The organism is Rhizobium sp. BK312 (assembly GCF_014193605.1).
Lineage (GTDB): Bacteria > Pseudomonadota > Alphaproteobacteria > Rhizobiales > Rhizobiaceae > Rhizobium.
Map to the genome: position 1 here is coordinate 48,979 of NZ_JACHZP010000007.1, position 12,068 is coordinate 61,046.

The following is a 12,068-nucleotide window of genomic DNA, read 5'->3' on the forward strand; positions in this document are numbered from 1 at the left end:
CGCCCGACCGGTAGCCATGGATTCAAGGAGAAAAAATTGAGCACGATCGAAACGCTCTTCACCCGGGCCAAGCTTGCCGATGGCACTATCAAGGATATCGGCGTCACGGGCGGGCGGATCGTGTCGATCACGGAGACCGGAGCGCCGATCTCTGCCTCCGAGCTCATCGACCTCGAAGGCGCCCTCGTGGTGCCGGGCTTCGTCGAAGGGCACATTCATCTCGACACCAGCTTCTACGGTGACGCCTGGATACCGCACAAGCCCTGCACCAACGGCTTCGATGTCCACGAGCGCGTCGCCTTCCAGGCGCAAAACATGGCGCAGGCCGCACCGATGGACGAAAGGGCCAGAAACCAGCTCGACCTCTGCATCGCCAATGGCAGCACATATATGCGCAGCCATGTCATGGTGGACGGTTCCGTTGGATTGAAGTCGCTGGAGACTGTGCTTGCCGTACGCGAAGAATACCGCGGATTGATCGACATCCAGCTCGTTGCCTTTCCGCAAAGCGGCATTTTGAAAAGCCCCGGCACGCCCGAGCTTCTGGATCAGGCGATCGCCATGGGTGCCGATCTCGTCGGTGGGCTCGATCCTGCAAGCTTCGATCGTGATGTCGAAAAACATCTCGATGTCGTTTTCGGCGTCGCCGAGAAGCATGGCGTCGATGTCGACATCCATCTTCATGACGGCGGCACGCTCGGGCTCTTCACCATCGAGCAGATCTGCGCTCGCACCCGCGCGCTCTCCATGGGCGGACATGTCGCGATCAGCCACGCCTATGGTCTTGGCGATCTCTCGATCGAGGCGGCTAAGCGTGCCGCGGCTCTCATCGCCGAGAGCGGTGTCTCCATCATGACCAACGCACCCGGCGCCCACACCTTCCCGCCCGTCGCCCCGCTTCGGACTGCCGGTGCCACCGTTTTCAGCGGCAGCGACAATATCCGCGATTCATGGTGGCCCTATGGCGATGGCGACATGCTGGGCCGCGCCATGATGATTGGCTATCGGTCCGGCTTCTATACCGACGACGAATTGAAGACCGCCTTCGATGTGGTGACGGAAGGCGGCGCCAAGGCCTTGCGCCTGGAGGGCTATGGCTTGAAAATCGGTGCCAAAGCCGATTTCGTTACCCTGAAGGCAGACCACGTTCCGGAGGCCGTCGTTGCTGTGCCGAAAGGACGCGCTGTCTACAAGGCGGGCAAGCTCGTCGCCAGAGACGGGGCCGTCCTGCGGCGCTGACCGAGCACTAGTGCTACGAATCGGCAAGCGCTGCTAGCGCTTCAACTCACGTTCGAATTTTTCGATCTGCTGCAGGACCCACGGATCATCGGCGGAGTGCTGGAGCGTTTCCTGTTCCGGCTGCCGCTTCCGGCAAATCCAATCGATGAAGGCACGAAGCAGGCGCATGTGGGTATCCAAGGTTCTCAGTGTCTGCGAGGCCCGGCAACTTGGCCCGAAAACCAATGGAAGCCGGGCCTCGACGACCGCAAGGCGTTGCGGTCATTGCTTTTTGCCCGCGTGAAAATGAATGCCAGCTGAACAGATTGCACGGCACGATGGTTCGGCCATGGCTTTGCAGCCAGTGAGGGAAGTCTGCAAACTGACCGCGCTTTACAAATAAATGCTTTTTTCCTTGAGCGTACCGCTATCGCCAAAACTGACCTAGTCGGGAGAGAAGGCGCCCGTTAGACAATGCCGCGTCGCTTCCGATTTCCCCGGAGCGGCACAAGCTTAGCCTCGCCTGTGCGGGGCTTTTTTCTTTTCTGGATACGCTTACTCAGCGCCGCGGCTCGCCGCCCGGTGCATAGACCGTGTCCTGCTCGAAAGGAAACACCGAGCCGCATCGGCAGCGGACCATATGCTTGCGCGGATCGGTCGACGGCCGTTCCGTGGAAAAGCCGCGCGGCATCTCGTCTATCTTGAAATCGCGGCTCATCGCCCGACGATCGTCAGTTTCGGAGACTTCGGCAAAGCCGGTATGGTCGCATTTCGCGCATTCCAGCTTCCGTGAATATCGATCTCTTGCGGCCATTCTCTTCCAGCCCGGGACTCACAACACGTTCCTTCTATCAGCGCTGTCGGCAGTCTTGAAGGTCGCAAACAACCTTCGTTGCCGCTCACATTGCGCCCTTAAAAATTTAAGGGCCGGAAAAATGACCGGGCCGAGAAAAAGGGATTGACCAGATGGCAGATGTCAGACCAATTTACCATCCATGACGAAACCCATGCTTAGCCCTCTTCCTTCCATCGACCGGACGCAGCAAGTCATCGAGGCGCTGTCGACCTTCATCGAATCGTCCAAGCTACAGGCCGGCGACCGGCTTCCGACCGAGCGCGAGCTGATGGCCGCCCTTTCGGTAGGACGCTCCACCATTCGCGAGGTAATCACCTACTTCCAGGCGCTCGGCGTCATGGAAACGCGCAAAGGCAGCGGCACCTACCTGCTGAAGCCGGTTTCGAAGGCGACGATCCATATGCCGCTTTCCTTCAACCCGTCACACCTGCGCGATGCGCTGTTGCAGACGCTGGAGGTCCGCCGCGGCATCGAATGTGAAGCCGGCATGGTGGCTGCGAGAAAGCGAACCGACGAAGACCTCGTCATCATCGAAGAGAAGCTCAACGAGATGGAGCGCGTGCACATGGCCAAGGGCACATCCGGGCCTGAGGACCTCGCCTTCCATCTTGCCGTCTATGACGCCACCCACAATCCGCTGTTCCGGCAACTTCTCGAACAGATGCGCGAAACCTTCGAGCGCTTCTGGGAGCATCCTTTCGACCGGCAGGATTTTGCCCGCCGGTCCTTCCCCTATCATCGCACGCTGTTCAACGCGATCGCCGACCAGGATCCCGAGGCTGCGCGCGTCGAAACATTGAAAATTCTCGACGTGGTCGAGGAAGACATCAAGGAAATGTCCAAATGACTGACGGGTTAGAGCCGTTCGAACTTGCCTCCCTTATCACTGCCCATGACGACGGCAACTTCGCCGATGCCGTAGTGCCGCCGATCTTCCAGACCTCGCTTTTCACCTTTTCCAGCTATGACGAGATGATCGCCTCCTATCGCGGCGAAAAGGTGCGACCGACCTATACGCGTGGCCTCAACCCGACGGTGCGTCTGTTCGAGGAAATGCTGGCAAAGCTCGAGGGTGCCGAGGATGCGCTCGGTTTTGCCAGCGGCATGGCCGCGATATCGTCGGCCGTTTTAAGCTTTGTCGAGCCGGGCGACCGTATCGTTGCAGTCAAGCACGTCTATCCCGATGCCTTCCGCCTCTTCGGCACGGTTCTGAAACGCATGAAGGTCGAGGTGACCTATGTCGATGGCCGCGATGAGGAGGCTGTCGCCAAGGCGCTTCCCGGCGCCAAGGTTTTCTACATGGAAAGCCCGACGAGCTGGGTCATGGAAGCGCATGATGTCGGTGCACTTGCCGCACTCGCCAAACAGCACGGCGTCGTCTCGATGATCGACAACAGCTGGGCAACCCCCTTTTTCCAGCAGCCTTTGAAACTCGGTGTCGATCTCGTCATCCATTCCGCCTCGAAATATCTCGGTGGGCACAGCGACGTGGTCGCCGGTGTCGTCGCCGGTTCGAAGGAGATGATCGCGCGGCTGAGAGCCGAAGCCTATCCTTATCTCGGCGGCAAGCTTTCGCCCTTCGACGCATGGCTCCTGATCCGCGGCCTGCGCACGCTGCCGATCCGCATGAAGGCGCATGAGGCGGCGGCGATGACGATCGCCAAGCGGCTGCAGGAGCTCGATGTCGTCGAGCAGGTCTGCCATCCGGGTCTCGCCAACCGGCTGCCTGCCGGCCTGAACGGCACTTCGGGCCTGTTTTCATTCATCTTCCGCGAAGGCGTGGACGTGCGCGCATTCGCGGATCACCTCACGCTCTTCAAGCTGGGGGTGAGCTGGGGCGGGCATGAGAGCTTGATCGTGCCAGGCGAAGTCGTGCTGCAGCAAAAGGCACAGCCGAATTCTGCGCATACCTTCGGCATCAACCCGCGCTCCGTACGTCTGCATGTCGGTCTCGAAGGAACCGAGGCTTTGTGGAAGGAACTCGAGGAGGCAATCGCCGCCGCCTCGTGACATCGTCAATCTGAGAGGAAAACCTAAAAAGGGGAACCAACATGAAAAGACTGATAACAGCAGTACTCTTTACCGCCTTGATGGGCGGCACAGCCTTCGCCGATACGACGCTGAAACTCGTGGAAGTCATCACAAGCCCGGAGCGTACCGAGACGCTGAAGTCGATCGTTGCCAAATTCGAGGCCGCGAATCCCGGTACCAAGGTCGACATCATCTCCCTGCCCTGGAACGAAGCCTTCCAAAAGTTCGCCACCATGGTTTCGGCCGGCGATACGCCCGACGTGATGGAAATGCCTGATACCTGGCTGTCGCTCTACGGCAATAACGGCATGCTCGAAAGCCTCGAGCCCTACCTCGCGAAGTGGGAGCATACGAGTGAACTGACGCCGCGCGCGCTTCAACTCGGTCGCGATGTCAAGAACACCGCCTATATGCTGCCCTACGGCTTCTATCTGCGCGCCATGTTCTACAACAAGAAGATCTTGAAGGATGCCGGCGTCGCCGAACCGCCAAAGACGTTGGACGAATTCGTCAAGGCATCCGAGGCCATCTCGAAATTGCCCGGCAAATACGGCTACTGCATGCGCGGCGGTCCGGGCGGTCTCAACGGCTGGATGATCTTTGCTGCCTCCATGGCCGGCGACAACAAATACTTCAAGGATGACGGCACGTCGACGATGAACAGCCCGGGCTGGGCGAAGGGCATCGAGTGGATGGTCGATCTCTACAAGAAGGGCTATGCGCCGAAGGATAGCGTCAACTGGGGCTTCAACGAAGTCGTCGCCGGCTTCTATTCCGGCACCTGTGCCTTCCTCGACCAGGATCCGGATGCTCTGATCGCCGTTGCGGAACGCATGAAAAAGGATGATTTCGGCGTTGCACCGCTGCCGAAGGGTCCGGATGGCAAGTCCTTCCCGACTATTGGCTATGCCGGCTGGTCGATGTTCTCGACGAGCCAGAACAAGGATCTGTCCTGGAAGCTGATTGCAACCCTTGAAGGCAAGGAAGGCAATCTCGAGTGGAACAAGAAGATCGGTGCGCTCCCGGCCTACACGGCGGCGGAAAAGGACCCCTTCTATGCCGGCGATCAGTTCAAGGGCTGGTTCCAAGAACTGGCCGACAAGGACACGGTGCCAACCGTAATGCCGACCTATCTTGAGGAATTCGCCTTCTTCAAGGATTCGCTGGCGATCAAGACGTCGCAGCAGGCGCTGCTCGGCGATATCTCGGCTAAGGATCTGGCCGATCAATGGGCCGATTACCTGACCAAGGCCCAGCAGAAATTCCTCGCGAAGAAATAGAACGTACATGCGGCGGCGGAGCGATCCGCCGCCATCTCTGCCCACTTGAAACAGATGGCGTTCGAACGCCGCGAATGGGAACTCTTGCAGATGACTTCGATCACCGACACGCTCGACAGGCGTCACGACCGTAGGCCGTGGCTGAAGCGCCTCGCCGACGCCTCGGAACCCTATCTCTACAGCGCCCCTGCCCTCATTCTGATCATCGCCGTGATGTTGGTGCCGCTGGCGATCGGCATATCCTACGCCTTTCGCGATATTCAGCTGCTCAATCCATTTTCCGGCGGCTTTATCGGCCTCGAGCACTTTCGCGATCTGTCCAAGGATAAGGCCTTCTACTGGGCGCTGAAGAATACACTTTGGTGGACCGGCGCCTCCGTGGTGCTGCAGTTCATCTTTGGGCTGATCCTGGCACTTCTGTTGGACAAGCCCTTTTTCGGCAGATCGATCGTTCAGGCGCTGGTGTTCCTGCCTTGGGCTGTTCCTTCTTTCCTCGCCGGCCTCAACTGGTCGTGGCTCTTCAATCCGGTTATAGGCCCGATACCGCATTGGCTCTATGGTATGGGCCTGACGAGCGAGCCGGGCAACATTCTCTCCGATCCGAACTATGCGATGTGGGGGCCGATCATCGCCAATGTCTGGTGGGGTATTCCCTTCTTCGCGATCACGCTTCTGGCGGCCCTTCAGGCGATCCCGCGCGATCTCTATGAGGCCGCTTCGATCGACGGCGCCGGCTGGTTCGAGCGCTTCCGCTCGATCACGCTTCCCTTCCTCGCACCGACCATCGCCATCACGGTCCTCCTGCGCACTGTCTGGGTGTCCAACTTCGCCGATCTGATTGTCGTCATGACGGGCGGCGGACCCGCGGACCGCACGCAGATCGTTGCCAGCTACATCTTCACGCAGGCATTCAAACGGCTGGATTTCGGCTATGCCTCGGCCATCGCCCTGGTTCTGCTGGTTCTCCTTCTCAGCTATTCGATGCTGATCATCCTGCTGCGGCAGACCCTGCTGAACAAGGATTGAGCCATGAGACGATCCGTCCTCCCAACCGTCGCGCATCGCCTGGCAATTCTTTGCTACGTCGCCTTCGCGCTCTTCCCGCTCTTCTGGCTGCTGAAAGTGTCGGTGACGCCGAACGATCTGCTCTATACCGAAGGCGTGCGCATGTGGCCGTCGCGCACGACCTGGGAACACTATGCCTTCGTGCTGCAGCACAGCGACTTCCCGACCTTCTTCAAGAACAGCCTCATCGTCTCCGGCTCGACGGCAATTGCCGTGACCATCTGTGCGTCGCTCTCCGGCTATGCTCTCTCGCGCTTCAATTTCCGCGCCAAATACTGGATCGTGGCGCTGATGCTGCTGACGCAGATGTTTCCGCTGGTCATGCTTGTGGCACCGATCTTCAAGATCCTGACGCCGCTGCATCTGACCAACAGCCTAACCGGCCTCGTCATCGTCTACACGGCCTTCAACGTGCCCTTCGCCACCTTCCTGATGCAGTCCTTCTTCGACGGTATTCCGAAGGATCTGGAAGAGGCAGCCATGATCGACGGCGCAACGCAGTTCACGGCTTTCCGGCAAATCATCCTGCCGCTGACGCTGCCCGGTATCGCAGCCACCCTCGGCTTCGTCTTCACGGCGGCATGGAGCGAGCTTCTCTTTGCGCTGATGCTCATCAACGGCAATCAGGCTGCGACCTTCCCGGTCGGGCTTCTCACCTTCGTCTCGAAATTCTCGGTGGATTTCGGACAGATGATGGCGGCGGGCGTCATGGCGCTCATTCCCGCGGCCCTCTTCTTCCTGCTCATCCAACGCTATCTCGTGCAGGGCCTGACGGCCGGCGCGGTCAAGGGTTAGTCACATGGCATCGATCGATATTCAGAACGTCAAGAAAGCCTACGGCCACGTGCAGGTGCTGCATGACATCGATCTCAGGATCAAGGACGGCGAGTTTGTCGTCCTCGTCGGTCCTTCCGGATGTGGCAAATCTACGCTTCTCAGGATGATTGCCGGCCTTGAGGACATCAGCGGCGGCGAAATCCGCATTGCCGACAATCGTGTCAACGAGCTGCATCCGAAAGACCGCGACATTGCCATGGTCTTCCAGTCCTATGCGCTCTATCCGCATATGAATGTCGCCGGCAATATGAGCTACAGCCTGCGGTTGCGGAAGGTGGCCAAGGATGGCATTGCCAAGGCTGTCGCCGGCGCGGCATCCAAGCTCGGTCTCGATCCGCTATTGGAGCGCCGGCCGAAGGCCCTCTCCGGTGGCCAACGCCAGCGCGTCGCCATGGGCCGCGCCATCGTTCGCCAGCCGAAGGCCTTTCTCTTCGATGAGCCGCTATCGAATCTCGATGCGCGCCTGCGCGAGCAGATGCGCGCTGAAATCAAGAAGTTGCATGGCGATCTTAAAGCGACGTCGATCTATGTCACTCACGATCAGATCGAGGCGATGACGCTGGCGGATCGCATCGTCGCTATGCATGGCGGGGTCGTTCAGCAGGTCGGCAGCCCGCTCGAACTCTACGACCGCCCCGCCAATCTCTTCGTGGCCGGCTTCATTGGTTCACCCGGCATGAACTTCCTTGATGCGACTTACGAGGGCAATGCTGTCCAGCTCAAGGATGGCACACTCGTTTCGCTTCCGGAGCCGCTAAAATTGGCAACCGCTGCGAAGGTCACGCTCGGCATTCGGCCGGAGCATGTCGTGCTGTCGTCCAACCCGTCCGACATGGCCGCCAATGTCGAGCTGATTGAGCCTACCGGCTTCGGCATCATCCTGCATCTTTCGCTGCACGGCCTGCCGTTCAAGGTGTTCACCTTGGATCGCACCGCTTTGAGCGCGGGCACGCAGGTCCACGTCGCCTTCCCGGCGCAGCATCTGCATGTCTTCGATGAGGATGGAAAAAGGGCGGCTTGACGGCCGCCCGACTAAGACTTCAGCTCGCAAACGGTTCGGTCGGCCCGCTGGACGGCTGCGTGAACCAGTGCGGCCCATCCGACGCCATATAGATGTGGTCCTCCAGTCGGATGCCGAATTTCTTCGGAAAGACGATCATCGGCTCGTTTGAGAAGCACATGCCGGCCTCAAGCACCGTCGCGTTGCCGCGCACGATGTAGGGCTCCTCATGAATCTCCAAACCAAGGCCGTGACCGGCACGATGCGGCAGTCCCGGCAGCTTGTAGTCGGGGCCAAGCGAATGCCTGGCAAGCACCGCGCGGGCCGCATCATCCAGGCTGGAGCAGGCAGCGCCCAGCTTTGCCGCGTCGAAAACGGCCTGCTGCGCCTCCCGCTCGATCGCCCACGCATCTTCGAAGGCGCTGTCGCCGCTCTTCAGCTTGTATGTCCGCGTCAAGTCGGAATGATAGCCGTCGATGCGAGCGCCCGTATCCACGAGAATGACGTCGTCTTCGCCAAGCGTCTGGTCGCCATCCGCGCCGTGCGGCAGGGACGTGGCTTCGCCGAAGGATACGATGCAGAAGGTCGAGCCGCCATCGGCGCCTGCCTCGCGATGACGCCGGTCGATGAATTCGACCACTTCCGATGCGAGAATCCCTGGCTTGAGCAGGGCATGCGCCTGCTTATGCACGTCTAGTGTCAGGTTCATGGCATATTGAATGAGCGCGATTTCGGCTGGGGACTTGATCCGGCGCAGGCCATTGATGATCGGCCCGCCGTTCACAAGCCTTTCAGCTCCAAGCTCGGCGGCCAGCGCGTTGTAGAAGTAAAGCGGCATGTTGTCGTCGAGCGCCAAGATGCCCTTATCTCCCAGCACGCGGGCTATGAATGCCGCGCTGCTCTCTTCCTCCTGCCATTCAAGAATTTCGGCGGGCAGATGCGGCAGGGTTTCAACCCTGCTGCGCTCGAAGCCCGGCACAATGTAGTAGAGGTCTGTCGGCGTCACCAATGCGCCGAGAAACCGCTCGCTTGCATGCCAGACTAGGCCGGTGAAATAGCGGAGGCTTTCGGTCGGCCCGAGCAGCATGCCGGCCCATCCATTCGCATCAAGCAGCTTTCGAAGCCTTGAAAGGCGCTGTTGTCTTTCCTCCGCTGAAATCCGGGGTACTGGGTGTTGCCACGACATTCCTACTCTCCTCAATACTCTTCGCCCTGCACAGCTTATCGTCCCGCCATGTGGAGCGGTACCGACACTATCGCTCCTGCAAGACGTATGTCGACAAGGAAAATACAACTACTGCCTTTCCGAAGGTCGCCGCCCCGTTCGATAGCTAAATTATTTGACAGCGCGAATACGGCTCCAGTGGTTCACTGCTCTCATCGAAGCAACCGATGGAGTATCACCATGCAAGCCACAAGCATCATCACTTCTTCCGAACAGGCCAGCACCTTCCGCAAGACTCGACTCGCGTCTTTCTCGACCTTGCTGGACCTTGTACGTATGCTCGTACGCAAAATGGTCGAGCGCAGGAACCGCAATGCGCTTCTCGGGCTGTCGGACGATCAATTGAAAGATATTGGCCTTTCCCGCGGCCAGAATGGAAGCGATGTCCATATTTATAGCCGCTACTAAAAAGATGGCGCAGGATGTGTTAGGCTTCACTGGTGTGGCGGGCGTCAACGCCGGGATGGGGAAGTTCGGCATGTCAGAAATTACGACCGCCTTGCTGCTGAAGACGAAAACCGTCCTCATCCGCGATATCGTCTGCAATGGCGAATGCCGACATAAGAGCGGTGAGGAATGCGCCCACAAGACAAGCCTCGTCTATCCCTATCGTGGCGTTTTCAAGCGCCACGTCGACCAGAGTGATACCGTTGCGGAAGCAAATCAGGTATTATTCTTCAATAAGGGACAGGGATATCGGATCAGTCATCCCGTTGATGGTGGCGATTCCTGTCTCGATTTCAGTATAGATGAGAGCGTCCTTCACGAGCTCGCGCCGAAAGAGCAGGTTCAGTCCGGCGAAAGCGTCATCTTCCGTCGGCAGCGCCGACGCATAGATCCACGTGCGCAGGCACTCGTGGCGATGCTTCGCCATGGGCTCAGCCGCAATATAGCCGAGAGCCTTGAAGCCGAAACGCTGGCGTTGACCCTGGTGCGCCGTTCTCTCGGCGAGCGGACGTCGCATGCGGCGGGCGCAAGTTACGGTCGGCAGAAGCTTGTCGACCGGGCAAAGCTCGTTCTGTCCTCCGATCTTGCCCGCCGCTGGACGCTTGCAGAGATCGCAAAAGAAGTCGGCGTCTCGCCCGTCTATCTGACGCAAGTCTTCCAACAGGTAGAAGCCATTCCGCTTTATCGCTATCAGCTGCGCCTGCGGCTGGCACGCGCGCTCGATCTCCTCGGCGCCTATGACGACCTGACCATGCTCGGGCTCGATCTCGGCTTTTCCAGCCACAGCCATTTCAGTGCTGCGTTTAAACAGACCTACGCGCAGACACCGGCGGAATTTCAGCGTTCGGCGCAGCTGAAGCCGAAGCGCTACGCGGTTCGCTAAAGATTCCGACAGCGCCGACATAATGATCGGTGCTCTTATGATCCTACCCCGGCAAGGGGATCGATCAGGAAAGGATCATGATATGAAGAAAACAACATGTGCTGCCTGTGATTGTGAACTCGGCGCAGATACGATCAAGGTCAACCTTGGCGGCAAATCGGTCGAGGTATGCTGCGAGGAATGTGCGGCTGCCTTGAAGGAAGCCGGGCAATCGACGTCAGCAACTTCCGGAGCCAAGGAATAAGACACCAGGGGAGAGCTTCTAATCAAAAGGAGGCCCTCCCCATCTGCAAGCTGCAAATGGCTGCGCCTGTTCGTCATGACATCGGGACGTGAAATTAAGGCGAGAATAGAGGAAATTGTAATAAAGTATTGCTGTTGACCCATCAGCAAAATTCATTCGCAACATTCCTTTCGCGGGAAAAACTCAGAAATATAGCGACGTATTGCATTCATACGAGCGCCCTAGCTTTCGCAGCAGTTGCTCATAGCGAAGGCATTGATCATGAGGAAACGACTTATCGCTGCTGCATTGGTTGCAACGGCAATTGGCGGTACTGCCGCTTCGGCTTATGCCGCAGGTCCGGATATCGCATGCGACCAGCAAAAGCCTGTGGACGTCCAGATCGCTCAGCCGGATCCAGCTGGCCCGCCACCGGACGGCCGGGATTTCTGGGGCCGTCATCCCGAAGGGCCAATGATCGGCTTCGGCGGCGGCATGCCAATGCCGCCCGGTTTCCCGCATGGGCCGAATCCCGCCGTGATGATTGCCGGTGAGTTATCAGCGCTCGAAACGCTCATCGGTGTCCGCGGCAACCAGCTCGACGCATGGAGGGATTATACCGGTGCTCTGATCGATCTTCTCACCCCTCCGAAGCATGAGCCGCCCGAGCAGCGGGCTGCGGATGGGGCTGCGGCTCCCCCGACGGCCGGTGGCGGCGACGGCCAAGTTCTGCTTTTCGGAGAGCGCCTAGCCGATCACATGCTGGATCGCGCTACCAAAGCCAAGGCTCTGAAGGACAAGGCTGCTGCTCTGCGCAACGTGCTGAATGCCGATCAGCTCGCCAAGCTGGAAGATGCTGAGCGATCACTCGTCGCAGGTCCGCATCCATTCCATTGATCGATGAGGAGATGGGGCGAAAAGCCCCCCTCGCCTTGCTACGGCGGACTATGTCCTCTCCGCTTCCATCCAATTGAGATCCCCCCGGACGCCTCAGCTGGCTGGA

Annotated in this window: 14 protein-coding genes; 11 read left to right on the forward strand and 3 right to left on the reverse strand. The window is 59.1% G+C overall.

Annotated elements, in window-relative coordinates; all coding sequences use genetic code 11:
- The first annotated feature begins 36 nt into the window (after window positions 1-36).
- A complete protein-coding gene (locus FHT85_RS20100) occupies window positions 37-1,239 on the forward strand; it encodes an amidohydrolase family protein (protein ID WP_112411385.1) in 1,203 nt (400 codons plus the stop codon).
- A gap of 33 nt (window positions 1,240-1,272) precedes the next feature.
- Here FHT85_RS20100 and FHT85_RS30845 read toward each other — a convergent pair whose 3' ends face one another.
- Window positions 1,273-1,407: a hypothetical protein gene (locus FHT85_RS30845; protein ID WP_015343038.1), complete on the reverse strand. Its 135-nt coding sequence runs from the start codon at window positions 1,405-1,407 to the stop codon at window positions 1,273-1,275.
- 370 nt (window positions 1,408-1,777) lie between these two features.
- A complete protein-coding gene (locus FHT85_RS20105) occupies window positions 1,778-2,032 on the reverse strand; it encodes a hypothetical protein (RefSeq protein ID WP_112339266.1) in 255 nt (84 codons plus the stop codon).
- 193 nt (window positions 2,033-2,225) lie between these two features.
- On the opposite strand from FHT85_RS20105, the gene FHT85_RS20110 reads away from it, so the two are divergent.
- The 6 genes from FHT85_RS20110 (at window position 2,226) to FHT85_RS20135 (ending at window position 8,308) form a co-directional block, all read left to right on the forward strand.
- Window positions 2,226-2,921: a FadR/GntR family transcriptional regulator gene (locus FHT85_RS20110; protein ID WP_112411428.1), complete on the forward strand. Its 696-nt coding sequence runs from the start codon at window positions 2,226-2,228 to the stop codon at window positions 2,919-2,921.
- The gene (locus tag FHT85_RS20115) at window positions 2,918-4,084 is read left to right on the forward strand and encodes a PLP-dependent transferase (RefSeq protein ID WP_112411384.1); all 1,167 of its coding nucleotides are present in this window, start codon (window positions 2,918-2,920) and stop codon (window positions 4,082-4,084) included. Before FHT85_RS20110 ends, FHT85_RS20115 begins: the two co-directional genes overlap by 4 nt.
- Window positions 4,085-4,125: 41 nt before the next feature.
- Window positions 4,126-5,385, forward strand: a complete 1,260-nt coding sequence (locus FHT85_RS20120) for an ABC transporter substrate-binding protein (protein WP_112339263.1) — start codon at window positions 4,126-4,128, stop codon at window positions 5,383-5,385.
- 90 nt (window positions 5,386-5,475) lie between these two features.
- A complete protein-coding gene (locus tag FHT85_RS20125; protein ID WP_112411427.1) occupies window positions 5,476-6,411 on the forward strand; it encodes a carbohydrate ABC transporter permease in 936 nt (311 codons plus the stop codon).
- A 3-nt stretch (window positions 6,412-6,414) separates the two neighbouring features.
- Window positions 6,415-7,245, forward strand: coding sequence for a carbohydrate ABC transporter permease (locus FHT85_RS20130; protein ID WP_112411383.1), 831 nt, complete (start codon window positions 6,415-6,417; stop codon window positions 7,243-7,245).
- Between the two features lie 4 nt (window positions 7,246-7,249).
- On the forward strand, window positions 7,250-8,308 hold the full coding sequence (locus FHT85_RS20135) for an ABC transporter ATP-binding protein (RefSeq protein ID WP_112411382.1): 1,059 nt from the start codon (window positions 7,250-7,252) through the stop codon (window positions 8,306-8,308).
- 19 nt (window positions 8,309-8,327) lie between these two features.
- Here the strand turns inward: FHT85_RS20135 and FHT85_RS20140 are convergent, their stop codons facing one another.
- Complete coding sequence (locus FHT85_RS20140; protein WP_112411381.1) at window positions 8,328-9,473, reverse strand: M24 family metallopeptidase; 1,146 nt, start codon at window positions 9,471-9,473, stop codon at window positions 8,328-8,330.
- 219 nt (window positions 9,474-9,692) lie between these two features.
- Between FHT85_RS20140 and FHT85_RS20145 the strand changes: the two genes are divergently transcribed.
- From FHT85_RS20145 to FHT85_RS20160, 4 genes are all read left to right on the forward strand, one after another.
- On the forward strand, window positions 9,693-9,920 hold the full coding sequence (locus FHT85_RS20145; RefSeq protein WP_112411380.1) for a DUF1127 domain-containing protein: 228 nt from the start codon (window positions 9,693-9,695) through the stop codon (window positions 9,918-9,920).
- Window positions 9,921-9,990: 70 nt separating this feature from the next.
- Window positions 9,991-10,842, forward strand: coding sequence for a helix-turn-helix transcriptional regulator (locus FHT85_RS20150; protein WP_112411379.1), 852 nt, complete (start codon window positions 9,991-9,993; stop codon window positions 10,840-10,842).
- Between the two features lie 82 nt (window positions 10,843-10,924).
- Complete coding sequence (locus FHT85_RS20155) at window positions 10,925-11,086, forward strand: hypothetical protein (RefSeq protein WP_181476469.1); 162 nt, start codon at window positions 10,925-10,927, stop codon at window positions 11,084-11,086.
- 261 nt (window positions 11,087-11,347) lie between these two features.
- Window positions 11,348-11,962: a hypothetical protein gene (locus FHT85_RS20160; RefSeq protein ID WP_112411378.1), complete on the forward strand. Its 615-nt coding sequence runs from the start codon at window positions 11,348-11,350 to the stop codon at window positions 11,960-11,962.
- Window positions 11,963-12,068 lie beyond the last annotated feature (106 nt).

Excerpts from the sequence above, each read along its gene's own strand:
- FHT85_RS20110 (WP_112411428.1), top strand. The coding sequence starts at position 2,226 with ATGCTTAGCCCTCTTCCTTCCATCGACCGGACGCAGCAAGTCATCGAG.
- FHT85_RS20140 (WP_112411381.1), bottom strand. The coding sequence starts at position 9,473 with ATGTCGTGGCAACACCCAGTACCCCGGATTTCAGCGGAGGAAAGACAA.
- FHT85_RS30845 (WP_015343038.1), bottom strand. The coding sequence starts at position 1,407 with ATGCGCCTGCTTCGTGCCTTCATCGATTGGATTTGCCGGAAGCGGCAG.
- FHT85_RS20135 (WP_112411382.1), top strand. The coding sequence starts at position 7,250 with ATGGCATCGATCGATATTCAGAACGTCAAGAAAGCCTACGGCCACGTG.
- FHT85_RS20150 (WP_112411379.1), top strand. The coding sequence starts at position 9,991 with ATGTCAGAAATTACGACCGCCTTGCTGCTGAAGACGAAAACCGTCCTC.
- FHT85_RS20125 (WP_112411427.1), top strand. The coding sequence starts at position 5,476 with ATGACTTCGATCACCGACACGCTCGACAGGCGTCACGACCGTAGGCCG.
- FHT85_RS20115 (WP_112411384.1), top strand. The coding sequence starts at position 2,918 with ATGACTGACGGGTTAGAGCCGTTCGAACTTGCCTCCCTTATCACTGCC.
- FHT85_RS20105 (WP_112339266.1), bottom strand. The coding sequence starts at position 2,032 with ATGGCCGCAAGAGATCGATATTCACGGAAGCTGGAATGCGCGAAATGC.
- FHT85_RS20145 (WP_112411380.1), top strand. The coding sequence starts at position 9,693 with ATGCAAGCCACAAGCATCATCACTTCTTCCGAACAGGCCAGCACCTTC.
- FHT85_RS20120 (WP_112339263.1), top strand. The coding sequence starts at position 4,126 with ATGAAAAGACTGATAACAGCAGTACTCTTTACCGCCTTGATGGGCGGC.
- FHT85_RS20130 (WP_112411383.1), top strand. The coding sequence starts at position 6,415 with ATGAGACGATCCGTCCTCCCAACCGTCGCGCATCGCCTGGCAATTCTT.
- FHT85_RS20160 (WP_112411378.1), top strand. The coding sequence starts at position 11,348 with ATGAGGAAACGACTTATCGCTGCTGCATTGGTTGCAACGGCAATTGGC.
- FHT85_RS20155 (WP_181476469.1), top strand. The coding sequence starts at position 10,925 with ATGAAGAAAACAACATGTGCTGCCTGTGATTGTGAACTCGGCGCAGAT.